The organism is Mesobacillus sp. MER 48 (genome assembly GCF_023714225.1).
Lineage (GTDB): Bacteria > Bacillota > Bacilli > Bacillales > Cytobacillaceae > Mesobacillus > Mesobacillus oceanisediminis_A.
Window position 1 is genome coordinate 213149 of the sequence record NZ_JAMAUR010000003.1, and the last position, 26454, is coordinate 239602.

At 41.0% G+C, this 26454-nt stretch carries 28 protein-coding genes and 1 pseudogene; 2 read left to right on the forward strand and 27 right to left on the reverse strand.

All coding sequences use genetic code 11. The annotated features are described in order from the left end of the window. Positions 1-6 precede the first annotated feature (6 nt). The 26 genes and pseudogenes from secA to M3593_RS12670 form a co-directional block, all read right to left on the reverse strand. On the reverse strand, positions 7-2520 hold the full coding sequence (secA, locus tag M3593_RS12550) for a preprotein translocase subunit SecA (RefSeq protein ID WP_251543065.1): 2514 nt from the start codon (positions 2518-2520) through the stop codon (positions 7-9). Between the two features lie 207 nt (positions 2521-2727). Then, positions 2728-3570: a DUF1028 domain-containing protein gene (locus tag M3593_RS12555; protein ID WP_251543066.1), complete on the reverse strand. Its 843-nt coding sequence runs from the start codon at positions 3568-3570 to the stop codon at positions 2728-2730. Positions 3571-3678: 108 nt separating this feature from the next. After that, positions 3679-4224 carry a ribosome hibernation-promoting factor, HPF/YfiA family gene (hpf, locus tag M3593_RS12560; RefSeq protein WP_251543069.1) on the reverse strand — a complete coding sequence of 182 codons (546 nt, stop codon included), beginning with the start codon at positions 4222-4224 and terminating at the stop codon, positions 3679-3681. Between the two features lie 389 nt (positions 4225-4613). Continuing rightward, on the reverse strand, positions 4614-4772 hold the full coding sequence (locus M3593_RS12565; RefSeq protein WP_251543071.1) for a hypothetical protein: 159 nt from the start codon (positions 4770-4772) through the stop codon (positions 4614-4616). Then, complete coding sequence (fliT, locus tag M3593_RS12570; RefSeq protein ID WP_251543073.1) at positions 4773-5117, reverse strand: flagellar protein FliT; 345 nt, start codon at positions 5115-5117, stop codon at positions 4773-4775. It lies immediately after the preceding gene. Then, on the reverse strand, positions 5117-5518 hold the full coding sequence (gene fliS, locus M3593_RS12575; RefSeq protein ID WP_251543075.1) for a flagellar export chaperone FliS: 402 nt from the start codon (positions 5516-5518) through the stop codon (positions 5117-5119). Before fliS ends, fliT begins: the two co-directional genes overlap by 1 nt. A 28-nt stretch (positions 5519-5546) precedes the next feature. After that, on the reverse strand, positions 5547-7628 hold the full coding sequence (fliD, locus tag M3593_RS12580) for a flagellar filament capping protein FliD (protein ID WP_251543077.1): 2082 nt from the start codon (positions 7626-7628) through the stop codon (positions 5547-5549). A 12-nt stretch (positions 7629-7640) separates the two neighbouring features. Continuing rightward, entirely contained in the window at positions 7641-8009 is a 369-nt protein-coding gene (gene flaG / locus M3593_RS12585; RefSeq protein WP_251543079.1) for a flagellar protein FlaG, read from the reverse strand. Positions 8010-8172: 163 nt separating this feature from the next. Beyond that, positions 8173-10035 (reverse strand): motility associated factor glycosyltransferase family protein, encoded by a 1863-nt coding sequence (locus tag M3593_RS12590; protein WP_251543081.1) that lies wholly within the window; start codon positions 10033-10035, stop codon positions 8173-8175. Further along, the gene (locus M3593_RS12595; RefSeq protein WP_251543082.1) at positions 10022-10624 is read right to left on the reverse strand and encodes a hypothetical protein; all 603 of its coding nucleotides are present in this window, start codon (positions 10622-10624) and stop codon (positions 10022-10024) included. Before M3593_RS12595 ends, M3593_RS12590 begins: the two co-directional genes overlap by 14 nt. 182 nt (positions 10625-10806) lie before the next feature. Then, positions 10807-10920: pseudogene (locus M3593_RS12600) on the reverse strand (flagellin); the annotation flags it as partial. A 345-nt stretch (positions 10921-11265) separates the two neighbouring features. Continuing rightward, positions 11266-12090, reverse strand: coding sequence for a flagellin N-terminal helical domain-containing protein (locus M3593_RS12605; protein WP_251543084.1), 825 nt, complete (start codon positions 12088-12090; stop codon positions 11266-11268). A gap of 138 nt (positions 12091-12228) precedes the next feature. Further along, on the reverse strand, positions 12229-12456 hold the full coding sequence (gene csrA / locus M3593_RS12610) for a carbon storage regulator CsrA (protein ID WP_251543086.1): 228 nt from the start codon (positions 12454-12456) through the stop codon (positions 12229-12231). Between the two features lie 5 nt (positions 12457-12461). Continuing rightward, positions 12462-12902, reverse strand: a complete 441-nt coding sequence (gene fliW / locus M3593_RS12615; protein ID WP_251543089.1) for a flagellar assembly protein FliW — start codon at positions 12900-12902, stop codon at positions 12462-12464. Between the two features lie 14 nt (positions 12903-12916). Beyond that, on the reverse strand, positions 12917-13507 hold the full coding sequence (locus tag M3593_RS12620) for a DUF6470 family protein (protein ID WP_251543091.1): 591 nt from the start codon (positions 13505-13507) through the stop codon (positions 12917-12919). A 44-nt stretch (positions 13508-13551) separates the two neighbouring features. Next, positions 13552-14442 (reverse strand): flagellar hook-associated protein FlgL, encoded by an 891-nt coding sequence (gene flgL, locus M3593_RS12625; RefSeq protein WP_251543093.1) that lies wholly within the window; start codon positions 14440-14442, stop codon positions 13552-13554. Positions 14443-14452: 10 nt separating this feature from the next. Continuing rightward, complete coding sequence (flgK, locus tag M3593_RS12630; RefSeq protein WP_251543094.1) at positions 14453-16048, reverse strand: flagellar hook-associated protein FlgK; 1596 nt, start codon at positions 16046-16048, stop codon at positions 14453-14455. 18 nt (positions 16049-16066) lie between these two features. Beyond that, positions 16067-16537, reverse strand: a complete 471-nt coding sequence (locus M3593_RS12635; RefSeq protein WP_251543097.1) for a flagellar protein FlgN — start codon at positions 16535-16537, stop codon at positions 16067-16069. 57 nt (positions 16538-16594) lie between these two features. Further along, complete coding sequence (gene flgM / locus M3593_RS12640; RefSeq protein WP_251543098.1) at positions 16595-16864, reverse strand: flagellar biosynthesis anti-sigma factor FlgM; 270 nt, start codon at positions 16862-16864, stop codon at positions 16595-16597. A gap of 78 nt (positions 16865-16942) precedes the next feature. Beyond that, positions 16943-17344 (reverse strand): TIGR03826 family flagellar region protein, encoded by a 402-nt coding sequence (locus M3593_RS12645; protein ID WP_251543100.1) that lies wholly within the window; start codon positions 17342-17344, stop codon positions 16943-16945. A gap of 28 nt (positions 17345-17372) precedes the next feature. Further along, positions 17373-18074: a ComFC family protein gene (locus M3593_RS12650; RefSeq protein WP_251543102.1), complete on the reverse strand. Its 702-nt coding sequence runs from the start codon at positions 18072-18074 to the stop codon at positions 17373-17375. Next, a complete protein-coding gene (locus tag M3593_RS12655) occupies positions 18071-19135 on the reverse strand; it encodes an ATP-dependent helicase ComFA (RefSeq protein WP_353056089.1) in 1065 nt (354 codons plus the stop codon). Before M3593_RS12655 ends, M3593_RS12650 begins: the two co-directional genes overlap by 4 nt. A 675-nt stretch (positions 19136-19810) precedes the next feature. Next, the gene (locus M3593_RS12660; RefSeq protein ID WP_251543104.1) at positions 19811-20650 is read right to left on the reverse strand and encodes a DegV family protein; all 840 of its coding nucleotides are present in this window, start codon (positions 20648-20650) and stop codon (positions 19811-19813) included. A 253-nt stretch (positions 20651-20903) separates the two neighbouring features. Beyond that, complete coding sequence (gene sda / locus M3593_RS24250) at positions 20904-21065, reverse strand: sporulation histidine kinase inhibitor Sda (RefSeq protein ID WP_353056090.1); 162 nt, start codon at positions 21063-21065, stop codon at positions 20904-20906. Positions 21066-21214: 149 nt separating this feature from the next. Further along, positions 21215-21898, reverse strand: coding sequence for a response regulator (locus M3593_RS12665; protein ID WP_214706242.1), 684 nt, complete (start codon positions 21896-21898; stop codon positions 21215-21217). A 70-nt stretch (positions 21899-21968) separates the two neighbouring features. Next, positions 21969-23111: a sensor histidine kinase gene (locus M3593_RS12670; protein WP_251543106.1), complete on the reverse strand. Its 1143-nt coding sequence runs from the start codon at positions 23109-23111 to the stop codon at positions 21969-21971. Between the two features lie 396 nt (positions 23112-23507). On the opposite strand from M3593_RS12670, the gene M3593_RS12675 reads away from it, so the two are divergent. Both M3593_RS12675 and M3593_RS12680 read left to right on the forward strand, forming a co-directional pair. Continuing rightward, positions 23508-24140: a YigZ family protein gene (locus M3593_RS12675; protein ID WP_251543108.1), complete on the forward strand. Its 633-nt coding sequence runs from the start codon at positions 23508-23510 to the stop codon at positions 24138-24140. 101 nt (positions 24141-24241) lie between these two features. Beyond that, the gene (locus M3593_RS12680; protein WP_251543110.1) at positions 24242-25303 is read left to right on the forward strand and encodes an LCP family protein; all 1062 of its coding nucleotides are present in this window, start codon (positions 24242-24244) and stop codon (positions 25301-25303) included. An 80-nt stretch (positions 25304-25383) separates the two neighbouring features. On the opposite strand, the gene M3593_RS12685 is transcribed toward M3593_RS12680, so the two are convergent. Continuing rightward, complete coding sequence (locus M3593_RS12685) at positions 25384-26439, reverse strand: glycosyltransferase family 4 protein (protein ID WP_251543113.1); 1056 nt, start codon at positions 26437-26439, stop codon at positions 25384-25386. Between the last annotated feature and the right edge of the window lie 15 nt (positions 26440-26454).

Below are 26454 nucleotides of genomic sequence, written 5' to 3' on the forward strand. Positions count from 1 at the left end.
ATCAGTTTATTCAGCTTTGCCGCAGCAGTTCTTGTATTTCTTGCCGCTGCCGCAAATACATGGATCATTACGGCCTACATCCATTGTTTTGACGACTGGCTTCTTCTTCACTTTTCCGCCTTCGTCTTCTTTTGGATTCACCGCCTGGCCCTTCGCTACTTCCTGACGCTCAAGGTTGCTGCGGATTTCAGCCTTCATGATATATTTCGCAACATCGTCTTCGATGGAAAGGACCATGCTCTCGAACATTGCGAAGCCTTCATGCTGGTATTCGCGCAGTGGATCGATCTGGCCATATGCACGCAGGTGGATACCCTGGCGCAGCTGGTCCATCTGGTCGATGTGGTCCATCCACTTCGAGTCAACCGAACGAAGCACGATGACTTTTTCAAATTCACGCATCTGTTCGTCAGTCAACATTTCTTCTTTTTCATCGTAGCGCACTTTCACCTTCGCCATGATCGCTTCGATGATTTCATCCTGCTCTTTGCCGCGAAGGTCTTCGACAGTAATGTCACCTTCATGAAGCAGGTTGCCGTTCACGTAATCGATGATGCTGTTCAGATCCCATTTTTCCATCTCTTCGCCGGCTGGCGTATGGGCGGAAACATTGCGCTCCAATGAAGATCTGATCATATTTTCAACGATGCTGCGAAGGTTTTCAGATTCAAGAACCTCATCACGCTGCTTGTAGATGATCTCACGCTGCTGACGCAGGACATCATCGTACTGAAGCAATTGCTTACGGGCATCGAAGTTGTTGCCCTCAACACGTTTTTGCGCGGATTCAACGGCTCTTGACACCATCTTGCTCTGGATTGGCTGGGTATCATCCATTCCAAGGCGTTCCATCATTGTTTTCATATTATCAGAACCGAAGCGGCGCATCAGTTCATCTTCCATTGAAAGGTAGAACTGAGTGACACCCGGGTCTCCCTGACGACCAGAACGTCCACGGAGCTGGTTATCGATACGACGACTCTCATGTCGCTCGGTACCAATGACCGCAAGACCGCCAAGCTCTTTAACGCCCTCGCCAAGCTTGATATCTGTACCACGGCCCGCCATGTTTGTCGCAATCGTCACAGCGCCCATCGAACCGGCCTCGGCGATGATATCCGCTTCACGCTCATGGTTCTTCGCGTTCAGGACATTATGCTTGATGCCCTTTTTCGATAAAAACGCAGAAATGATTTCAGATGTTTCAATCGCAACTGTACCAACAAGAACAGGTTGTCCCGCCTGGTGGCGCTCAGCAATGTCATCGGCAACTGCCTTGAACTTGCCCTGCATCGATGCGTAAATCAAATCCGGACGGTCGTCACGAGCAATCGGACGGTTCGTAGGGATGACAACTACGTTCATGTTATAAATATTGCGGAATTCCTCTTCCTCTGTCTTCGCTGTACCGGTCATACCGGACAGTTTTTCATACATACGGAAGTAGTTCTGGAATGTGATCGTCGCAAGCGTCATGCTTTCGTTCTGGATATCAAGGCCTTCCTTCGCCTCGATCGCCTGGTGCAAACCTTCGCTGTAGCGGCGGCCCTTCATCAGACGGCCAGTGAACTGGTCAACGATAACAATCTCGCCGTCCTGGACGACGTAATCAACATCCTTGTGCATGCTCGCCTGTGCTTTCATTGCCTGGTTGATATGGTGCAGCAATGTCACATGCTTTATGTCAAAAAGGTTATCGATGCCGAAAGCCTTTTCGGACTTCGTAATCCCTTCCTCCGTCAGCTGGACACCCTTCGTTTTTTCATCATATGTGTAATCTTCTTCACGCTTCAATGTGCGGACGAATGCATTCGCCTGGATATAAAGCGCAGCCGATTTTTGCGCAGAACCGGAAATGATCAACGGCGTACGCGCTTCATCAATCAAGATGGAGTCTACTTCATCGATGACGCAGAAGTGCAGAGGGCGCTGAACCTTCTGGTCTGAGTAGAGCACCATGTTATCGCGCAGATAGTCGAAGCCAAATTCGTTATTCGTACCATAAGTGATATCAGCACGGTACGCTTCCTGCTTCTCTTCCTTCGTCATGCTGTTCAAGTTAAGGCCAACAGTCAGGCCAAGGAATTCATATAGCTGGCCCATTTCAACAGCGTCACGGCTAGCAAGGTATTCGTTAACTGTGATGACGTGTACACCACGGCCAGTAACAGCATTAAGATAAACCGGCATTGTTGCTGTAAGGGTTTTACCTTCACCAGTCTTCATCTCGGAGATATTCCCCTCATGAAGAGCGATACCACCCATCAGCTGGACTTTATAAGGATACAGGCCAAGAACACGCTTGGCGCCTTCACGGACAACCGCGAATGCTTCAACAAGCAGATCATCAGTCGATTCGCCGTTCTGGTAGCGGCTCTTGAATTCTTCTGTTTTTTCCCTCAACTGGTCATCAGACAGCTTTTCCATATCCCCTGCAAGCGCATCGATCTGATCCGCCATTTTTGTCAATTTCTTAATATCGCGTTTATTCTGGTCGAAAATTTTCGTTAAAATCCCCATACAGACGCTCCTTTTATCTATTGAATCTCGTTGAATTCGAATTGTAAAAAATAATCCCAAAGAAAAAAGATTCGCCCTGAATGCACCGAATCCCTTTTAGAAAAATTCGATTTATTGCTTCTTACTATTTTACCACTTAGGACAAGGGGTGACAACCAAAGGGGAAATGTGAAAAGCCCCCTGCCGGCTGACAGGGGGACTCAAGGATTATTGATTTTTCATAAACTCCAAAACTTCCAGATCGATCTTGCCTTTTTCCTGCTCCCGTTCTTCGAAGTTTTCGGTGTGGATATAGGCAGTGAGCGCTTTATGGAGTTCAGCATCGTCTGCAGGGTCTGTTTTCAGGTAATCAAGGCGCTTCAGATGCTGTACTACTGTTTCCCTGACCTCTCCTTTGATGGCAACTACGTTCTCCGGCTTTGCTTTCGCAAAATAGAGCTGCTGCAAGCCATAGATACGGATCAGCTCTGTGATTGGTTCAGGATGATCATCGACACGCAGATCGATGTAACGGTCGTTGTAGCCGCCATATCCGCCCTGCTCCTTGACGACAAGAAGTGCCGCCGACTGCTGGCCCCTGCTGTCTCCTCCAGCTTGCTGTCCAGCATTAAGGGCCAGGAGCAAGCGGTGTGCAAGCGAGCCTTCCGTTGATTCAAACGTTTCAGCCATTGCTTTTACCGTATTTTCGTCCACTAAAATATTTCCCTGGGCCGCAAAGTGCTTGCCTGTTACTCCTCCTGCCCAGTCATAACAGTATGTACCCGTAAAAGTTGCTGCGTTGCCCTCGGCATCAATCAAGCCGACCTGGCGCATTTTCTTGTCAGGGTCGTCCTTTGTGATCAGTTCCATCGCCTCTTCAGCCGATTTTCCCTGCGCCATCAACTCAAGCGCCTGTGGACCATACGCTGTATTCGCGTAGGACTGGGTAGCCACAGCTCCCACTCCTGCTTTCGCAAACGGTACAACTGCCCCCACACCAAGAAATTTAGATTGTACCGCAATTCCCCACTCTTTTTCCTGAGGATCATAACCTACGATTGAAAATGTCATATGTATCGCCTCCTGTAAAAATATTTCGGCACTCGGTATAATTTTTCCTTCAAAAGAACATATTAAAACCCACAGCCAATTTCTGACTGTGGGTAGAGTGTTAGATTATTATTGAGCTTCAATCAATCCATAGCGGCCGTCGTTACGCTTGTAAACAACGTTTGTCTGATTTGTTTCAGCGTTTGTGAACACATAGAAGCTGTGGCCCAGCATGTTCATTTGCAAGATTGCCTCTTCGCTGTCCATCGGCTTTAGGTCGAAGCTCTTTGTACGGACAACTTCAAGATCCTCATCTTCCTCAACCTGCTCAACATCTGTGAAAATCGGAACGAAATCCTTCAGGCTTTCCTTATCACGGAATTTGCGGTTGACCTTTGTTTTATGCTTGCGGATCTGACGCTCAAGCTTATCCGTGATCAGATCGATCGCAGCATACATATCTTCATGAAGCTCCTCTGCACGAAGCACAAGGTCCTTCATCGGAATCGTAATTTCAACTTTTGATTTTTTATCCTGGTAAACTTTCAGGTTCACGTTCACATTGGCATTGGGTGACTCGGTAAAATACCGGTCAAGCTTCGCAACCTTCTTCTCAACATATTCTCTGATTGCTGGCGTTACCTCAATGTTTTCTCCACGAATGTTGTAGTTCATAGTGGACTCCTCCTTTGGGATATGACTATGTATTACTAATTCTATTTTACCCCAAAGAACTCCTGCAAAAACAGTCTGAAGATTTGACATTTTTATGTCTGTTTTTACTGTCGGAATAGTGGATAATTTGTTGAGGGTTGTCCGAAAATGGGAAAACCGCCCTGGTTTGGGCGGTTAATTAATGTAATAGGGCCTGGATTGTTGAGTGATTTGCCCCGACCATCCAAGGAGAGCAGGATAAATCTTCTCACAGATAAGTACCTCCAGGAATTGATCGTCCTTATCCTAGACCAAATTGAATTGTGAAAATTGTTCGATAACCCCTGGCTGATCGGAAAAATGCTCAGCAAGGACCTTGTTTGATTCATGCATTTGCATCAAAGCCATGGTCACATCTTCCCACAATTGCTCGGAGTCCAGTCCTGACGATTATTCCTTTCAAGACTTACAGGGATATGGCCAAAAGCTTCAGAGATGATATCAAGCAACCCGATATACTCGTTGACCAATAAAAACTTTTCCTCAGTTAACGTGTTTAAACCAGCCACCTATTTCCTCTTGTCGTAAAACATGCCATCTGATGAAATGTTTTGGTATGGGTTGACATATTTGGTGTTCGATTCTTTTTTGTTTTGAAGATACTTGATGTCTTTTTGGACCGCCGCTTTTTCTAACTTTAAAAGCTGAGACAGCCTCCCATTCAACTGATTGAGCTTCCTGCCAATCTCCATTTCTTCAGGAGAATAGGGCGGTTGGATAGCCAAGATTAGCGTTTCACGCTGGTTCAGTAATTCCTCAACCATGGGAATTTTATTATCTCGCTCAACACCAGCGTTCTCAAGTAGCTGGATCAACTCAGTTGTTAGCTGATGAAAATCGATGACCGCACTCACTAGGCCATGCCACCCTGGCTGTGCTGCTTTTGGCGGTTCAGCTGGATGACTTGCTTCCAAGTATCACGGAAGTCGGTGACAAGAACTTCCACTTCCTCCAAAATCGCTGTATCATTCTTAATATTCGCGTCAATCAATCTACGGTTCATATAATCGTACAAAGACATCATATTTTCCGATACTTCGAGGTCCATATTAAGCGTGACCATTAACTCATGAACAATTTTCTGTGCTTTTTGGATGTTCGTATTTTTCGCCTGGATATCTTTCGTCTCAATCGCATGCTTTGCCAGATTGATAAACTTCAGGCAGCCATTATATAACATCAACGTCAACTCGCCTGGAGAAGCGGTATTGACAGAGTTTTGCTGGTAGGATTGATAAGGGTTAGTTAGTGCCATGTTTTACTCTCCTTTTAAAAAGGGCATTTTAATATCCACCGCTAAATTGTTGCATCAAGTAAGCCGACTGGCTATTAGCCTTTTGAATTGCCTTTTCCATCGCTGTAAACTGGCGCCAATAACGGTCTTCGACTTGTGTTAAACGAGTTTCAAAACGATTAATTTGGTTATCCACATTATCAAGCTGGCGACCAAGCGTAAATTGTTTAGTCGTGGAAAAAGAATTTCCAGCACGAGCTTTCAACTTATCCATCGTTCCATTGATGGTGTCATATAAACGATGGACAATACCCTGCTCTTCACTTGATGTACCCGTACTACGGAAAAGATTCTCCACGGATCCTGGGTTGTTTTCAATTGCCTTTTTCAGAGCAGCATCATTAATTTCAAGCTTTCCACCCTCAAGATAGTTAGCCGTTGTTTTAATTCCGATACTTGCTAATTGATTCATAAGAGGATCAACTGCTGAATTTTTGACTGGAGCATAAAAATTGCTGCGCATGCCACCAAGGACTCCAGTCAGGATAGGATCTCTTTTCAGCAGACCACTCATTGCCTTTTCTTCCCACTGCTCTTGCTGTTTTTCAGAAAGAGTTTCCCGCTGCTCATCCGTCAATGGCTTATAGCTGCGGTAATATTCTTCTGATGTCTTTTTTTGGATTTTATCTATCAATTCGTTGTACTTTTCAACAAATACTTTTATATTGTCAAATACCTTGTTGGAATCATTATTTACCGATAAGGAAACCGGTGTCGCAGTAGTATCAAATTTATTTTTTAAAGTAAAAGTTACACCATTCATTTCAAAAGTATTCGTTGCTCGACTTGTATTCAAACCATTGATATTGAATACCGCATTGGTGCCATTCACATTAGTATTATCAATCTTCAATATATTCGAAGCAAACATACCGCCAGCTGCTATCTGGTTAATCTTATTCGTATTATCTGACAAGCTTCCGTTAGTAAGATAATCCCCTGTTTCATTCCTTGTGACGGAAATCTGATCAGAATAAGAATCATAGAACATGGTAACTCCTGCATTAGATATGTTGACCTTATTCATGACTTGATTCAACGACTCAGTAGCGGATATTAGGAAATTTTCTTTTATAGAACCCTTTGATGTCTGGGTAGTTATATTTAATGTTGAATAATTTTGAGTATAGGAAACTTTCACATTCTCATCAGCATTAAGAGCAGCATCAAATTCCACTTTGCCAGTCTCAAGATTGATGGAACCGATGGAATTCCCTCCACCATCAACTAAAGAGCTTTTTCCGGTGACAGGATCAGCTGCTCCTGCTGTATAAACAATTCCGCCCTTTTCCAATTTAAAGCCGGATAATGGTATTGTACCCATCTGAAATTCAGTTGTGCCAACGACAAGTGACTTTGTATCAATTTTTTCTTGCAAAATATAATCAACTTTTATTGTAGCATCCTTAGGGATGATTGAATTAAACTTTAGATTCCCCATATTATCGATGAACACAGTATCTGCTGGTGGCTGTGCATTCGTATCCCCAGCAACGACATTAAGTGTCTTGCCGTTTACCTTAATTGACATATTTTCAGCATGAGATGTATCGACTAACTCTTCCGGATTCAAAGTCAGTTTAAAACTATCTAAGTTGCCATCGCCCTTCAGTGTCTGGCTCCCTAAGGCACCTTTAGACCATTGAAAGGTTCCTATATCAGCCATTTTCGACTTCTGACTGAGAAGGGATTGAGCAGGGTCAATTTTATCCAGTTTCGATGCTGAAATACCTCCACTTACTTTAGTGGCGGCAGATGCTAAGCTGCTCACACTATTTATAGTATAGGAAGCTTGCGAAGCCGCACTACTCGCCGTGGCCGTGAGTAATTCCGAGTTTGTCGAAGTAACCGATCTTGCCCGGTATTGTGTAGTCAGCTTCATGTTCGTCAGTTCCGTCCTGAAATTCAACAGCAGACTATTCATCGAACGGTAGTCATCACGCTGCCATTGCAGAATTTGCTTCTGTTGTTTCAATTTATCAAGCGGTATACGTTCAGCTTTCATTAAATCGCTGACAATCTGGTCGGTGTCCATTCCACTGGCCAAACCGCCTATCCTTAAACTCGCCATTCATAATCACCTTCAGATCTTTTTATCTATCATCAATCCAATGAACTCTGTCATTGCTGCATAAAAATCAAGCATTTTTTTTGGTGGAATTTCTCTGATAACTTCCTTTGTTCTTTCATCAATAATTTTCACATAGTATTCATTTAACTTTTCATGGAACTCGAACTTTAATGCTGTAGGCGATGCATCCATGAATTTGTTCATACCTTCAACAATTTCCTTCACCTTGTCTTCTGGAAAAATGGTATTTTCTTTATTTTCTTCTTTTACTACTGCAGGCGCGTTTACTTCTCTTTCCTGTGTCTGGATGTTTGTATCACCGATTACGGTTGTTGTTCTAAGATGTGAGGAAAATTGATTGGATGATAAGCTCTCGATCATCTCTGGATCCCCCTGAAATATAGAATCTTTTAGTTTTAATATCGGAGGAATGTTAATTTTGTTTAGTTTATTATCTTACTTCGTTGGAATTAGTACATTTTCAAAAAGAGAAAAGAGATCTGCCCGGTGGACAAATCTCTTAATATTTAAAAACAAGATTTTATTAAACCTTCATTGTTAAAATTTCATCTTGTAATTCTTTAAATAGTGGAACCACGACTTGATAGCAGGATTCGCATTCTGCAAGAAAAGAACCGAATAAATAAACAACTTTCTTACCTTTTTTCAATGGATTGATTTCATAACGAACCGATTTGCTCTCTTCGGATAAGAGTTTATTTTGGATTCTGACCATGGGCCCAATAAAAGACTGAAAGAATAGATTTTGTTGAATGTTGCCAAACTCTTTATCAAACTTTGCAAATTTTTGTTCAAGTTTACTTATATTATTCTGTTGAAGAAAAAAGTTAATCTCCTTTAAATCCTTTACTGCAGTCTTCAAATCTTTTTCAAATCTCCCCATCGAAGAGGCCATTGTATCCAATTGTTTTTTTACATAGTCATTATTGTAGCTATTATAACTCTCGCACCAATCAGCTGAAACAATATCCTTTTTCTGCAACTTACTAGAAATTACTTCGAGTAAATCCATAAATGTTGTTCCTTCGATATGGGCGCCACCCTGAGTTGTGTTGATGACTTCTACCTCTTTTGAGTTATTTATGTACATTTCCAGCTGTTTTCGCATCAAAACAAAGGTCTGGTCTGCAAATACATCATTACCATCTACACTTTTCACTCTTATTAAATCTTTGGTTTCCTCATAAGTTAATTCATTACCTACATGATCGTATTTAATTCCCTTTGCATACCGCAGATTATTTTTATAGCTTAAATTTTGGCCTGCCAAAATAATCAGATTGCAGCCAAGCTTTGTTAGCATCTGGAAAGTTACTACAGCTATGGAAGGCGCATCAAGAACAATATCGATATCCTGTGTTGTATCTAATAAAAAGGGTGTAATAGTATCCTGACTAGTAATCATATGAACTAATTTTCCAGGGTAATCGTATAAAGTTTCATAACCTACAGAACTGCCAAATACCAAAGGAATATTGGAGATTTCCAAATCTTTTATTTTTTTTATTACCATCTGATTATTTATGCCTGGATCATAGCTACATGCTGCATCTGGAAATATACCATGTTCGATTAAGGCATTTATGGCCGATCCAACAGAAAAAATATAGGCTAATCCATTTTCTTTTATATACCTTAAATTCTCAAACTCATCGGATAAGGACGGACCTGCCGCTACGAGTATCACCGGCTTACCTTTGAAAAAACTTTTATCTATATCATGTAGTATATTCGGTGTTTGGAGGACAGTCGGAAAATTTTTGATAGAATTAATAGACCATCTTTGTTGAAAGGAAACATTTGTTGCTATGTTACTTCTTTTGTCTTTCAACCGTTCCTTAAAGGCATCCATTAAAATTTTTAATTCATTCGAATAAATACTTTCATATAATGGTAACGTAAAAATATAAGTACTGCTCCCAATTGAATCATCTAAAATATTTATCCCATGGCGAATTTGTTCTTCACTTGCCGATACAAAAATACTTTGTATCTGCTTTACTGGCAAGTCTGTTAACTTTCGATGGGATAAGTATTGTAAAAAAACTTCAAGATTAGGTTCATAAAAAGAAAATTTCATAGAAGGGTACTTTTTTAAGAATTCATCAATTTGATACCCTAATCCAATTCCAAAAAATAAAACTTGATTATACTTTTCCATACCCCCTAGTTTATCTACTAATCTCTTTGCCTCAGTTTCGGGGTCGTATTTACTGTGAATATATTGTATTTTTCCATCTACATTTACTTTTATAGTCTTTGCATTATTTTTACCTGCTTCAACCGTTACTAAGCTTTCTTTTCCAGACTCTTCTATATTACTAATTTTCTCCAAAAGAGCAGGATTGTTCTTTCGTAAAAAATTACGGTTTTCAATTAATATCATGGGTATATCCCTCTAAGTTAGTTGTATTTTCTATGGTTGTTTGCAGGTCCTTGAAAATAGATAAAAACTCATATTGAATAATATCAGCAATTAGAACACTATCACCATTTTCAACAGCTGAATGAAGGTTTTTTATTTCTGTATTCATTAATACTGAGATTTCATTGTATTCTTTCCAATTTCCAGGCTTCTCTTTACTTCTTTCAATTTGGATGATCATCTCACTCAGCCAATCTATCCCGTCAACCAGAGCTTCAAATCCATCCCATTCTTTAGAGGATGGATTATTATAAAAACCATCTGCAAGGTGGGGTAATTCCTGTATCGCCCTTTTCAAATAAGTTCTTGATGTATTTAATAAATCTATGACAAATTCTCTTATAGTTTTACTCTCTATTTCAAGTCTGTTAATATCCATAATATGCTCGGATAGAAAATTTTCGTGACCACCATAAACCGCGACCCCATCAGCGATAAAGTGACTAAAATAATGATTATCACTTAACATTGTATTTATCGTTTCAATTATTTTATCAACAGAAGGCTGACCCTCTAAATAAAAAATTTTATCCTTTAAGATTAATTCCATATTGATTTCCTCCATTCATATATTTTGAAATGGTTATGTATTATATCGGTTTACCAAAAGAATAATTAAGCGCTTTGTTATTTTATACGGGTAAACTAATAATAAAAAATATGAAGTATAGAAATTTAAAAGGGGATAAAAAAATCCTGTTTCTCACTCATGAGAAACAGGATTTTTAATAATTAACGTAGAAGTTGAAGAACTCCCTGCGGCTGCTGGTTTGCTTGTGCCAACATTGCCTGAGCTGCCTGAGAAAGTATAGAGTTCTTAGTTTGATCCATCATTTCTTTCGCCATCGTGCGAACATTTGCTTTCACAAATGACCAGACTATATCTTCACCCTCCAAAAGCTGGTAGGGGTCGGGCACTTCGGATTCACAATGCTGATGTTCATTGTTTCACCTACGGATTTCATCATCGTAGCTTTCGCCTTAGATGGTCTATCCTAGTCGTTGAACCTTCTCCACTCTTTCGAGACAGGAGCTTGGCTGCTGATTGCCCAATCTTCACTTTTTTCAAGCCCTCACGCATGTCGTTTCCAACTTCGTTGTGGCAAGGGAAGCTCTATTAGGGGTTTCCAGCAATTCACCCGATTATTATCACTAGCCGTTACCAGCCAGGACGACTGTACTATTCACTGCCTAGGCAGCTAAAGTATAATCTACGTCACGGACACGAGATTCCGCTGCAGTTAAGTTTTCTGAAGAAGTATTTAAGTTGTTGATAGTGTGCTCTAGACGATTCTGGTGTGCCCCCAACTTAGAACGCTCTGCAGAAACTGTTTCAATGGCATTATTGATAATTGTGATAGCTGCATCTGCTCCTGATTGAGTTAAAAGACCACCTGTTGTTGACGTCGTTGCTCCTGAACCAGAACCGGTAGTTGTTGTTGCTGTCTTTAAACTCTGTACAGAACCACTTCCACTACCAACAACACCCATGCTATCGCTATCCATTGAATTAATAGTTAATGTAAGTTTTTGTCCTTCATTAGCACCAATATGGAATGTGAAAGATTGGCCTGATCCAGTAAAAGTACCTGAAGCATCTTTCTTACCTAATAGATTTTGAGTATTAAATTCAGTATTACCTGCAATACGATCAATTTCATCAACTAATTGATCAAGTTCCTTTTGAAGTTCACCACGATCAGTTGAAGTGTTCGTATCATTTGCTGATTGAACTGCAAGTTCACGCATACGCTGAAGAATTGAGTGAGTTTCGTTCAACGCACCTTCAGCTGTCTGGATTAATGAAATACCGTCTTGAGCGTTACGGGATGCTTGATCCAAGCCACGAATCTGACCACGCATTTTTTCAGAGATTGCAAGACCAGCTGCATCATCACCTGCACGGTTGATACGAAGACCAGATGATAATTTTTCCATAGACTTTGACTGTGCGTTTGTTGCACTGTTTAATTGGCGGTGTGTGTTAAGTGCCGCAATATTATGATTGATTCTCATTGCTTGTTTTCCTCCTTGAATTTGTTGTTCACGTCCTTGTGAACAATGCTTTTATTTGTCTGAGTTAATAAGGTCGGCCGCCCTTATTTCTCTTACAATAGTTTTATCGTCTCTATTAATAGATGTTTAATAGTTTTTTTATTTTTTTTGGTTATTTTTTATAAAATTGATCATGGAGGATATGTCTTGTGAGGCTTGTTCGTTTTCGCTTTGGATTTGTTCCACGATTTCTTTCCTGAAAACATCTATATTCTTCGGCGCTTTTATTCCAATTTTCACCTGATCATTTTTTGAAGAGATGACGGTGATTTCAATATCATCGCCGATTTTTATGCTTTCACCATTTTTTCTTGTAAGTACCAACATCTAAATCACCCCTTTACATTTGTTTTTTCAAAGATTGGGTGTTTTGTACTGTATTGTTCATTGTGCAGGATAACTTGTTTAGCTTTGCGATTTTTTGTATTGATAATCACTGGAGCTTGGAGATTTGCTGTTGTTTTATTAAATGGATCTTGAACAGTCAGTATAGAATGAACAACCACATCTTTCTCAGATTCCAACTCTAGTTCTTCAACTACCGAATCTTCAACCTTAAAATCATATTCTCTAAAAAAGTGAAATGGATTAGTAAGAACAAAGGCAAGTTGTCTATTACAAACTGATTGCATAACATAAAAAGTGTCATCATCAGAAAGAGGAAGAAGGGTAAACTCCTTCTCATTCGGAAAACCAGGAATCCCTTTTTCAAAATTTAGAATTTCTTCTGCACTTATTTCCACATCTCCATGATACTTTGTTGCTATCTTCATTATTCAATCTCCTTTTAAATAGATTGCTCATACTTGATTCCGACATGCTTTAGATTTTCAAAATCAATTTTAAGAGATGGATATTCCTTTAGACTGACTTCTACTTTGCCAGGTGAATAATTCAAAACTGGTTTATTGATCTTACTCTCGATTATTGGCTTGTTTACCTTCCAATTAATATCCACTTTTCCCGGGTCGTATTCTATTTTCACACTGCCTGCAGAAGGAATCCAGCCAATATTGAATTCAAGTATTGGAGACTCACTGTTTCTTTCAGCCTGATCGGCAATGGTGTGCCCCCCATTTTCTATCATCATTAACTCATCTCCATCCTGGGACAGACGAGCGATCCCAGTAAGCCAGTCTTCATTTCCCTGCTGAGAGAATTCTTCAATTCGCTTCGAGATATTTTTAAGATCCATATCCTCTCTTGCCTTTGTCTGATCAATGGTTAATTTTGATGGAGTGCGGTTGATGTCCAATTCAGCAGAAGGCTGCTCTATACTCAATTCAGCTGTTGGTTGTTCATATTCGAGCTTGGCATTATAAGTATTAATCTCAGTTTGAGCAAAAGTGGATTGCAGTCGAATCTGAGGAAATTGCATGTTGTCCCCTCCTAGAAAAAAAAGCTATTCCCATTGAGAATAGCTTATCTTAAAAAGTCTAATAATGTGGGCTGAAGGATACGTGCTCCTACGCCTAATGCAGCACGGTGGACACTTTCCTGGGTCTTCAAATCTGTGATAACCCTCTCGATATCGGCGTCTTCATTATCGGATAGCACACGGTTGGCCATTACTTCTTGCTGGGCAATCCGGTCGTCTATCATTTCTAGACGATTGTATCGTGCTCCAAGCTCTGATCGCTCTGCAGATAGGTTATCCATTGCGTTATCTAGCCTACTGAGCAAATCGTCCAATGCAGAAGGATTGTCATCTTTTAAAGCAGTCTCAATTTCCTGAACCACATTAAACATTTCTTGATTAAAAACATTTGCAGGGTTTATATTCGCTCTTAAAGATACTCCGCGTGAGACTTCCACCTTATAAGTATCAATAGCTGTATCGGTAAGGTTAGCAGCTACAGTTGGCGGATTTTCAGTTGGAACTGGTGGATGGTCAGTGTCCGTACCATGAAAAATATAGCGTCCAGAAACTTGTGTATTCGCTACCTGTACCAAATCATTTTTAATCTGTTCAACTTCTCGGGCAATCGCTTCCCGGTCTGTTGGACTGAGCGTTCCAGTCTTCCCTTGAATCACCAGCTCACGTACACGCTGCAAACCATTATTCGCCTGCTCGATTCCCGCCTCAGAATTCTCCATCCACAAATAAAGTTCAGAAAGATTCCTCTTATACTGCTCAACTTCAGTCAATCCCGAACGATAAAACATACCCTTCATCGCAACAACCGGATCATCAGAAGGCTTGGTTATTTTTTTACCAGTCGAAAGCTGATCCTGATACTGCCCCATCCGTCGATAGCTCTCGCTTAGGTTTCTTAGTGAATTGGAAGAAAGCATTGATTGTGTTATCCGCATTTTATTTCACCTATCTTCCTACGGTTCCCATGCCGTTGATGATTTTGTCGAGCATTTCGTCCTGGAGGGTGATCATCCGGGCTGATGCATTGTAGGCATGCTGGAACTGAATCATATTTGTCATTTCTTCGTCTAATGATACAGAACTCACTGACTTCCGGCGGTTATCCACTGCTTCTCTTAAGGAGCCGCTGTTTTGTGTCAGCCTGACTGCTTCCTGAGAAAGGACAGCCATGCCCCCGATCACACCTTCATAATAATTGCGGAAGTTCGCCATTTCATCATCAGCCATATTATTTGGCGTAAAATCTTCTGCATATTCCAATGGCTTATTGAATACATTGGCTAGCTCCAATGCATTGGAAGAATCACCAACAGTCGCATCGACATATTTGTCACCATTGGCATCGGTTTTTACCTCACCTTGTGCCGTAGCGATATTATCCAGACTGTTATGAATTTCCTGTGCCAATGCGATTCTTCCGGCAAAACCAGCTCGTTCAATTGTTTCATTCTCAGCATCTGCAAAAAATGGATTCCCAGCCTTTTCACCTTTTAAAATATCATTAGGACTAACGCCTGTTTCATGGACTTTATTGAACTCTGTTGCGAATGTATAGGCCAAATCATCTAATTTTGTCATCATTTCTGGATAAACGCCAGCTACCTTGCCATCTTTTTCATATCCATATGAATCAATTAGCGCTTTGAGCTTTCCTGTTGTTTTCAGGTCATTGAAATCAAACTTTGACTGGCCAATCGACACGGTTTTCACGGACTCACCAGCGCCATCAAAATTCACATTCACTTCATTGTAGCGGTCTCCGCTTACAAGGATTCCAAGTTCTTTTCCACTATCGCTGACCATTTTGATGACGGCTTGTCCTTCAGCCATTTTTAGTGAGCCACCGCCAGAATTTGTGTAATCAACTTTAATATTAGCTATAGACGATAACTGATCAATCAGACGATCACGTTCATCGTACAGATCGTTCGGCAAATAACCATGTGGCTCAACTGCTGCAATCTGACCGTTAATCTTACTAATCTGGTAAGTTATCGAATTGATTTCTTTTTCCGCAACTGTAATTTCATTCTTTAAATCTCTCTGAATGGAAGAAAGAGAGTTGTGCAGATAGTTGAACGTCTCTGCCACGGCAATACCCCTCTGACGTACGACCGAACGGGCACCAGGGTTCGTCGGGTTAACAGCCAGATCCTGCAAAGACTGCCAGAACTGGTCCATTGTCTTGGACAGGCCAGATTCAGATGGCTCATTCAGCACTTCTTCCAGCTTGTTATAAGCTTCAGCTCTTGTCTCCCAATAACCCAATTTATTATTCTCACCGCGGTACTGAACATCAAGGAAGCTTTCCCTCACACGCTGGATCGAACCAGCTTTTACTCCAGTACCCACCTGTCCTGGAATCTGTGGACGATTAAGCGAAGCGTTTGGATAAGGCTCTGTCTGCTCAAAGTTAATCCGCTGGCGTGTATAGCCAGGCGTATTGGCATTCGATATATTATGTCCAGTTGTATGCAAAGCGCTTTGCTGCGTGAACATTCCGCGGCGCGCTGTTTCTAATCCCATAAAGGTTGAACGCATGTTTCGTTCCTCCAAATATTATGCTTTTGAGTTGAACATTCCCGGCGATTGACCAGGCTTTGCTTTTTTGCCGGCTGGCGGTTTGTAATTAATCTCTTTTTCCTGAGGCATCACAAGGCTCTTGGAAAAATTGATGAATTGCAGTGATTGATGAATCAGCTGCTGATTCAGTTCGTTGCGCGCCTTGATTTCTATTATGACATTTAATAAATCTTTTTTTATCTGTAAAAGCTGATCTTTTCCTGCAGGATTTGCCTCAGCTATTTCCTGTAAAGAGGCACCCGGTAAAATTACATTTGATACTGCCGTCCGCTCTTGCTCCAGCTTATTGATTGCCGCCATATGTGCCTGCTCATCCTTCAAAAGCTGGTCGAGGGCAGCCGTATCTCCTTTTTTCACAATGCCGGTCTTTTTCACGGTCAATTCGTAAAGGCTTTTATGCATTTTGTTCAATTTATCCATGATGCTAATCAGTGATTCAACAGACATTGACTGCCCTCCTTATTAGGCATAAAGAAACACTCGTCTGCAAGACGAGTATATTCCTTATTTATTACGATAGAAATTGATGATGCTTTTAGCAGTCTCTTTTGAATCCACTTTATACGTGCCGTTCTCCACCTGGATTTTTAATTCCTCAACCTTTTGCTTGCGTTCAACTGATACCTGGGAAAGCTGCTGCATTTCCTTGGCAGTTGTAGAAATCTCAACTTTATCAGCCTTTTTGTTTTGGGCAGTTGCTGCTGCATCCAGTTTGTTCATTTGGCGTTTATATGGATTGATCCCGGATGGGCCAAAATTATTGTTTATTTTCATCGTCTAAACCTCTCTTTCAGAACGATTTGTACTTTTATTATCGGCAATTGTCCGCTGTTATTTAATGATTCTTTTCACCTAATCTCGATGTGTGAAAAAAGTCGCGCGTTTTGCCAAATCTTTCTTCCTCTGTTCCTCATACTCAACACTTTTTAAATCCGCCTTTAAAATGCTTGCACATGAAGCACAAAGCCTTCCTTCACGTATAATACTTCCACATTTGTCACATGGGTAACCGAAGTTTGGGAATTGAGTCAGCTGGAATTTGCCTGCTTTTATAAATTTTAAGATCAAGTCTTCAGAAACTCCTGTTGCTTCTACAACTTGCAAGATCGTTGCTGCTCTATTTTCACGTTTTCTCATGAACTTGGAAACTAAATCATAAGCTTGTTCTTCTTCTTTCCAGCATTTTTCGCATACATCACGAAATTTATTTTTCACATAAAGTGAATCGCATTTTGGGCAATTTTGAAGGTCCACTGTCCTTCCTCCTTCAATAATATCTCATCTAGCGTGCCAAAGTGAATGAATACACCTTCGCCGCCCCGTTGTCTTTTAATATTTTGGCTGCATGCCTCAGCGTTGAGCCTGTAGTATATATATCGTCAATCAGCAAAATTGTTTTACTGTGAAGATTTAGTTCTGTTTCCAATTTGAAGACCTGTTTTAGATGGATTCTTTCTGAACGGGACTTTTTTGACTGTTTTTCGGTGTGGATTCTTGAAAGCAGGTGGGTTGGATTAAAACCAGCAGTGGTGATTAGAGCTTCGGCCTGATTGAAGCCTCTTTCGAAGAGTCGTTCTTCACTGAGAGGAATGGGAACAATATAATCATATTGAAAATCTTGCAAAGCCTGCCGGAAATCTGCAGCAAACACACTGGCCAGAATATAGTCTCCCCGGAATTTAAATTTAGCAATTACGCCTTTTGTAAAATCGGTATACCGGTACAGCGACCGGTTCCGATCAAGACTGCCACTCCAATACTCATCCACCTCCCAGCGCCTACAGTCCAGGCATACATTTGCCGACCGGAATTCAGTCTCCAAAAAGGCAAATGGCCTCCCGCAAATCTCGCACACTTCACCTGTAATCAACTCAAAATCCGCAGAGCACTCTTCACAGATTTTAAGGGGTTCTTTTTCACCAAAAAATGATTGCCACGATAATACCGGTTCCAATTCTCCATGGCATAATAGACAATGATTCATACATCAATCAGCTCCTTTTTGATTCCTTCTTTGTTCATCATCACAATCTGCCTTCGGGCACTTAGCATCGCTTCTGTTTTACCATAATGAAAAAAGGTCACGTCACCTGTCGGATATTCCGCACTTCTCCCTGCCCGGCCAGCAATCTGGACCAGGGCGCTTTCGGTAAAAATTCTATCCTCCGAACCGATGATTGCCACATCAATGTTTGGGATGGTAACACCTCGTTCCAGAATCGTTGTCGTCAGCAAGATGGGAATTTCCTTGTTACGAAACTTCATTACTTTTTCTTTCCTGTCTTGGTCTTCAGCATGAACAGATTCAATAAGAGGATCCATTGCGCGAAGGATAATAAGGATCTTGTCCATAACAGCTATTTTCGGGGCGAAGATCAATGCTTGCTTACCGCTGGCCAGCCTGGATTCCACCCATTTTTTTATTGGAGTGGATAGGCTTCCTTTTTTCAGCTGTTTCTCCCAATTTCCAGACCAGACAAACTCTGGTACCGGCAACGGTTGTCGATGGAAGCGGGCAGGAATCGTGACACAATTTCTTTTTCCAGAGCGGTACTCTTGTTGCCATTGTTTATTGGGTGTTGCCGTTAAGTAAATTAAAGAGGATTCAGTCTTCCTTGATTGCTGGACGGCATATTGGAGGGTTTCATCGATAGAATAGGGAAAGGCGTCGACTTCATCGACAATTATGACATCAAACGCTTTATAAAAGCGGAGCAGCTGATTCGTGGTAGTAATGGTAAGCTGGGTATATTCATGGCGGTCTTCACTGCCGCCATAAAGAGCGGCCACCTTTATTTCTGGAAACACTTTTTGCAGTCGGGGTACCAGTTCTAGGACCACATCTGTCCTTGGAGTAGCTACGCACACCCGCTTGCCTGTTGATATAGCATATGCAATGCCCGCGTATAATACTTCCGTTTTGCCCGCTCCCGCTACAGCCCATACCAGGAGTTCTGCTGAGTTTTCCACAGCATCCGCCACACGTTGAGAAGCAGGTTCCTGACCATCTGATAATTGACCATCCCAAAGTAGCGGTTTATCCACAATTTCAAATTCCAGCTCTCGCCCTGCCCAGCTGATTAGAGGTGTGCACTCGCTAACCCTCCCCATCATCAAGCACTTTCGGCAATAGAATTCTACTTTTCCACACCGGCCACAGGGGAACTCAGCAAACCAGGAAGAATCAGTTGTGCCGCATCTTGTACAGGACATCTCTTTAAGATTAAAACCCTTGCGATATATTAGATAACCATGTTCCTGATGATGCTGGAGTTCCTCCGTTGTAAAAGGCAGTTCATCAGTCAACAACTGTTTACCTATGAGCATTTTTTGCAACTGGGGATTGTATTGGAAAGGGCGGTATGTGGATAACGCAGGATTGTGGGTAATTGGATGAGTTAATGTCCATTCATCAACAGACTTTTTGGTATTGGGGATTATTTTCTCTTCTTTTATCAAAGTTAATCACAACCTTTTGTGGATTAATATGTGGATAATAGTGTTTTTCTGTGGGTAATGTGGGTTAATTTGTTGGTAACTATATGTTTTAGTCGATGTAAGCGTTTTTAGCTGTGGATAATTGCAATTAGGGAGTCAATCTACTGTTGGTAAGTGGAACGTTTTGTTGATAACTACCATTATTATGTGGATAATGAATAAAAGCGCCACCTCCTAATACGGAAATGGCGCTTTGACATGGTTGTAATAACTTCTCCGTGTTTACTTCTTATACCAGCCCATCCCCATGGCACCTTCACCAAGATGAGTTCCGATGACCGGACCGAAATAGCTTAACAGGAATTCCACATTCGGGAACTGGGCCTCGAGCTCGCTTTTCCATTCAAGCGCTTCTTCCTCACGATTAGCATGGATCACAGCCGCGCGGTATTCGCCCCCGCTGTTCGCGTCTTCTGCAAGCATTTCGACGACACGGTTCATCGCCTTTTTACGGGTACGGACCTTTTCGAATGGAACGATCTTTTTATCTTCAAAATGCAGCAGCGGTTTTACCTGCAGGAGGCTTCCAATCAATGCCTGGGCACTGGACAACCGACCGCCACGCTGAAGATGGCTTAAATCATCCACAATAAAATAAGCACGGATAGACTCTTTCATCTTATTCATTCGCTCGATGATTTTCTTAGGTTCAATACCTTGTTCTGCCAGCTCAGCGGCTTCCAGAGCATAAAACCCCTGCACCATCGCACTTATTTCAGAATCAAAAGTATATACTTCAATACCTTCAACCATCTCACCTGCACTCACTGCGCCTTGATAGGTTCCACTGATCCCACTGGATAAATGGATACTGATGACTGAATCGTAGTCTTTGGCCAATTTCTCAAAAAGCTCGACGAACTCGCCAATAGGCGGCATGGACGTAGTCGGTAACTCACGCTGCTTGACTTCCTCGTAAAACTCCTCAGCATTGATGTCTATTTCTTCTCTATATGTCTCATGATCAAATATCACGCTTAACGGAATCATGTGGATATCCCATTGCTCCCGTAACTCCTTTGGGATGTAAGCAGTACTATCCGTAACAACGGCCGTTTTCATTATTATATTACCATCCTTATGTTTTTCTCTACAGTATGTACAATCCCATTTTATATGAACTTCCTTTAAAATGCATTCTTTCAGTAAAACTATTTCGATAAAGAATTGGGAAATGAAAAAGGAATCAGGCAAAGCTTATTATGTTTCCTTTCCCACTTCGCGGAATCCACACCTCATTCTGAACTTTTGCGCTAACCAGTCAGCAATTCAATAACAAAAAAACACCGGCAATCGCTTGCACAGTGTTACAAAATTAAGAAACATATTCAATTTTCAAGCTCTCTATTCCTCGGTTATCGATTTCTTCTATTAGCATTTCAATAAAATTTTCATCTAAGTTTAATAGAGTAGCCTTTTGGTAAGCTTCTATTAACTTTTCATCTGTCAGTTCCCAAAGTGAAGATATTTTGACCACCCCTTCGATTTACTGTTCCTTAATTATATCGGATTTTATTAAGTTTTTGTAAATCTCTGGTGGAGTTTTTGTCGTATTTTTCCAACAATAAACTGCAACAATCGACAAAAAACCACATCTGTCAATTCGACAAATGTGGTTTCTTAAGATTATCTTACCTCTACCCAGCCATTTTTGATCGCAACAACTACAGCCTGAGTACGGTCGTTAACATTCATTTTCTGTAAAATATTACTTACATGGTTCTTTACTGTCTTTTCACTGATAAAAAGTGCTTCCCCAATGCCCCTATTGCTCTTACCATCTGCAAGAAGCTGAAGGACTTCACATTCACGGCGAGTCAGCAAATGTAACGGGCGACGAATTTCTACCTGGGATATGTATTTGTCTGTACTACCTTCATCAGCTGACAGTCGACGATATTCCTTTACCAGGTTGTGAGTCACTCTTGGATGCAAATAGGATCCGCCATCGGCAACTACTTTGACTGCCTCCACTAAAGCATCAGCGTCCATTTCCTTCAGAAGGTACCCAGTCGCTCCTGTTTTAAGAGCGTGTGTGACATAATTCTCATCATCATGAATCGATAAAATGATGACCTTAGAATCAGGATACTCCTCAATCAATTCAGCAGTTGCTTCAACGCCATTTCTGTTAGGCATGTTAATATCCATAATAATGACATCTGGCTGGTACTGTTCTACTAATGCAACAGCTTCACTGCCGTCATCACCTTCTGCGACTACTTCAAACGTTGGTTCGAAATCCAGGATCCTTTTTACCCCTTCTCTGAAAAGTTGATGGTCGTCAATAATGACAATCTTTGTTGTCATAGCATTCGCCTCCCTTATGGCTTCTGTCTCTATTTTTCTCTTTATTGGCAGATCAGCTGCCTCTATCTTTTTATAAGTTCATCGGAACCTGGATAATAACCAGTGTCCCAGTGCCAATTTTTGAATGGATGGATAGCTCACCTTCCAACAGCTCGACTCTCTCCCTGATTCCAAGGAGACCAAATGATTCTGGTTTCTTTTCATTTATGTCAAAGCCTGTGCCATCATCCTTTATGACCGCCATAACGTGGTCTCTCTTTATGTCCAGCTTCACCTGAATTAGCGTCGCTTGCGCGTGCTTTAACGCATTCTGGACAGATTCCTGTATCATCCGGAATAGTGCTACTTCATACTTAGATGGCAGCCTTCTATCCTCACCAATATTAGTGAATTGAATACTGGTAGTCTTATGATACTCTTCGATAGTCTGAAGGTATTTTTTGAGGGTGGGTACTAGACCTAGATCATCAAGAGCCATTGGCCTCAAATCATATATGATTCTTCGCACCTCATACAGAGCGGATCGAACCATCTTTTTCATGCTCTTGATTTCGCGAATTGCCTCATCCGCTCCTCGTTCCTTATAAACCCTCTCGATCAAATCAGACCGCATCATCACATTCGCCATCATCTGAGCTGGTCCATCATGAATTTCACGGGAAAGCCGTTTACGCTCATCCTCCTGGGCTTCAATAATCTTCAGACCGAAATCCTGCTTTTCCTTGGCAGATTCCAGCGCTTGGCCCATTTGGCGAATATCACTCATCATGTAGTTCATGACAACTGATATTTGGGATACAAGGTGTTCTGCTCGTTCAATCGTCTCATTCAGACCAACAAGCCTTCGTTCCAGATCATCCCGCTTTTCACGCAGCTGCTTTTCTAATTGCCTGTTCATTGTTAAATCCATTTGGAGCTTGTGGGCTTTTTCATACGCCTCGCGAACCTGCACTTCGGAATAGTCCTTAAAATGCTTGCTTACTTCCGAAAGTCGCAGCCTCGCTCGTCTTACCTGGGCATCCAGCTTGTCGCCATCATTAATGATTTGTGCGACCTTCCTCTTAATCTCTTTTAATTCGTTGGTGATAGACTCATAATCCGTCCGGCACTGTTCAGCGATCCGAAAGATTTCGTCTTTGCTGTCCCCAACGGTTTCGATCATTTTTTCTAAAATTAGATCGAGGGCTTTCGTGTCGAATTTTTTAATCGCCATGTAAACTCCCCCAAGGGCGGCACTAATGATATTTTAACTTGAAAACTAATTTGTTACTAATTTTCAACAAGAAAATCATGCCAATTTTGCTGAAAATCGATACAAAGACATAGATTTGATTTTTCATTCTAAGTCTTATATCCTATTATTTTAGGAGCTAAACTCCAAAATTAAAATTAAAACATTTTTCCAAAAACAATTCACGGCTTGTCAGACCACTAACTATTATACCATTCGTACCCATTTACAGTATTAAAGTTATATTACAATCATAAGACACCATTGTTCCTCGATTGCCGTCAACTTATAATGAATTGTAGCACTAAGTACCCGTGTCGAACATACAAACGGTGTCGATTATAGGGTTGGGAAATTTTCGAGAGAGGTGAGCCAAATTTGCTTGCTAGTTACTATACGGTAAAAGGTTACGGAGAACATGAAATCGAGATCCAAAGATCACGATTCATCGCATATATACAAAGAGCCGAGACAGAAGAAGAAGCCCAGGAGTTTATCCAGAAAATTAAAAAACAAAATTGGAACGCGACACATAATTGTTCTGCTTATATGATTGGTGAAAACGACCAGATACAAAAAGCGAACGATGATGGAGAGCCAAGCGGGACTGCCGGTGTACCGATTCTTGAGGTTCTGAAAAAGAAACATTTAAAGGACACAGTTGTTGTTATAACCCGTTATTTTGGCGGAATTAAGTTGGGCGCGGGCGGTCTGATACGAGCTTATGGAAAAGCTACGTCAGAAGGACTGACAGCGACAGGGATAGTTGAACGGAAATTAATGCGAGTTATGCACACAACGATTGACTACACTTTACTTGGAAAAGTGGAAAACGAACTTAGATCTTCCATTTATCAACTGAAGGAAATTCATTATCTGGAGAAAGTGGAAATCGAAGCTTATGCAGAAGAGGACCAGACCGATGCATTCAAAGAGTGGATGGTTGAGATGACGAATGGGCAGAGTATTATACGGTCTGGGGAAGTAATCTACATGGAAAAGGATGTCTGACAAAAAATTCAATTTACGAACCAGCTAAAAGGTTGTAAAATGGAGGTTGGGCAATTTTAGTCTTTACAATAAATTCACATTATAATAAAGGAGATTAATATATGGCTTCACTTAGGAGCAATAATAATTTTCATAAAAAGCGTTTAAGAAGGAAGAGAGTCATTCGATGGATCATCCTTCCACTCATGCTGATATCATTAAGTTTTATAACTTACGGGGCATTCTTATTTAATAAAGCAGAGTCAGTAATGGAAGACTCTTATAACCCAATAGAACGTGAGGGGAAAAGAGCGGTAAATCCGTTCGATGAAAATTTCTCCGTATTATTCATTGGAGTAGATGACAGTAACAAACGTCAATTTGAAGGAAGCTCTCGGACTGATGCTTTGATGCTTGCTACATTCAACCAGGAAGACAAATCAATTAAACTATTAAGTATCCCAAGAGACTCATACGTCCACATTCCAGAAAAAAATATCTATACTAAAATCAATCACGCACATGCATACGGCGGCGTAGAGCTTACATTGGAAACGGTGGAAGAATTACTTGATGTTCCAGTTGATTATTATGTAAAAATGAACTTTGATGCATTTATCGATGTAATTGATGCGCTTAATGGCATTGAGGTTAATGTTCCTTATACTTTCACGGAGCAAGATTCCCAAGATCGCAAAGGTGCCATCACATTAAATGAAGGTCTCCAAACTCTTGACGGCGAAGAAGCTCTTGCATTAGCAAGAACAAGAAAACTCGATAACGACATCGAACGCGGAAAACGGCAACAGGAGATTATTAAAGCAATTATCAAAAAGGGTGTCTCTGTAAAATCTATTGGAAACTACTCTGATGTAATGGAAGCTGTCGGGCAGAACATGAAGACGGATTTACGGTTCGACCAGATGAAATCGTTCATTGAATATGCAACAGCAGGAAAAGGCCTAAATACTGAGACATTAAATCTGGCTGGAACAGATTCTAGAATTGACGGTATTTATTATTACCAGCTTGACGAATTGGCATTAGCGGAGACCATAGCTACATTGCAATCCCATCTCAACATTAGCTCTGAAAATTCCGCTGCGACTGATCCAGATACTACTAGTGACAACATGACAACAGACCAAACAGCAGATAATAATGGCCAATCGATGACCCCTTAAATATAAGGGGTTATTTTTTTATACCCAATTATTAATAACGAAAACAAAAAAACCTCGCCTTATAGACGAGGGACAATTATTTATCGATTTTTCTCATATTTAATTCCTCGAACCATATTAAGCAGAGGCTTATAATCTTTATGCACTAAACCTACACTTTCTACAATCAACTCAATCGACAAGATCATAATGGAGAGAATCAATAAAGATCCCCACATCGTTGTAAAGGAGAAGATAAAGCCTGTCAGCCCAAACATTGCGCTAATGGCATATATCAGCAATACTGTTTGCCTGTGCGTAAAGCCAAGGTTAAGAAGGCAATGATGTAAATGCGACTTATCAGGTGCAGCAAGTGGTGCCTTCTTAACAATGCGTCGGATAATGGCAAAGATTGTGTCAGTCATCGGCACTCCAAGCATGATAACAGGAATAATAAAGGAAATAAACGTTACATTTTTAAATCCTAATAAAGAAAGTACAGCAATCATATAGCCCAGGAACAATGCTCCTGTATCACCCATAAAAATCTTCGCTGGATGAAAGTTAAAAATTAAAAACCCTAACGTACTTGCAAGAAGAAGGAAGCCTATTGTCATAACGTATACATCGCCCATAACAATGGCCATCCCCGAGATGGATATTAAAGCAATTGAGGAAACACCAGCTGCAAGTCCGTCTAATCCATCAATTAAATTAATCGCATTTGTAACCCCAACAATCCACAGAAGGGTAATTGGCAAACTAAATGCTCCAAATTCAAGCCTTCCACCAAAAGGAAGATTAATGAAATCAACATCAATGCCACCCCATACCACAACTACCAAGGCAGCTACAATTTGATTAAAAAATTTGACTTTAGCTGAAAGGCTAAAGATATCGTCCATAATTCCAGTTAGCAGGATAATGACACTTCCTGCAATGATCGCCAGGTGGTAAGGACTCTGTGGGTTGAGTATTAATAATCCAACCATAAAACTAATGTAAATCGCAAGTCCGCCCATACGAGGCATTATTTTTTGATGAACCTTTCTTGTATTCGGGTAATCAGTAGCTCCTAAGCGGAAGGCCAATTTTTTTACCATTGGTGTTATAAGAATAGAGCATATAAAACATAATATTAAGGTCAAATAAATCATAATGACCCTCCTCAT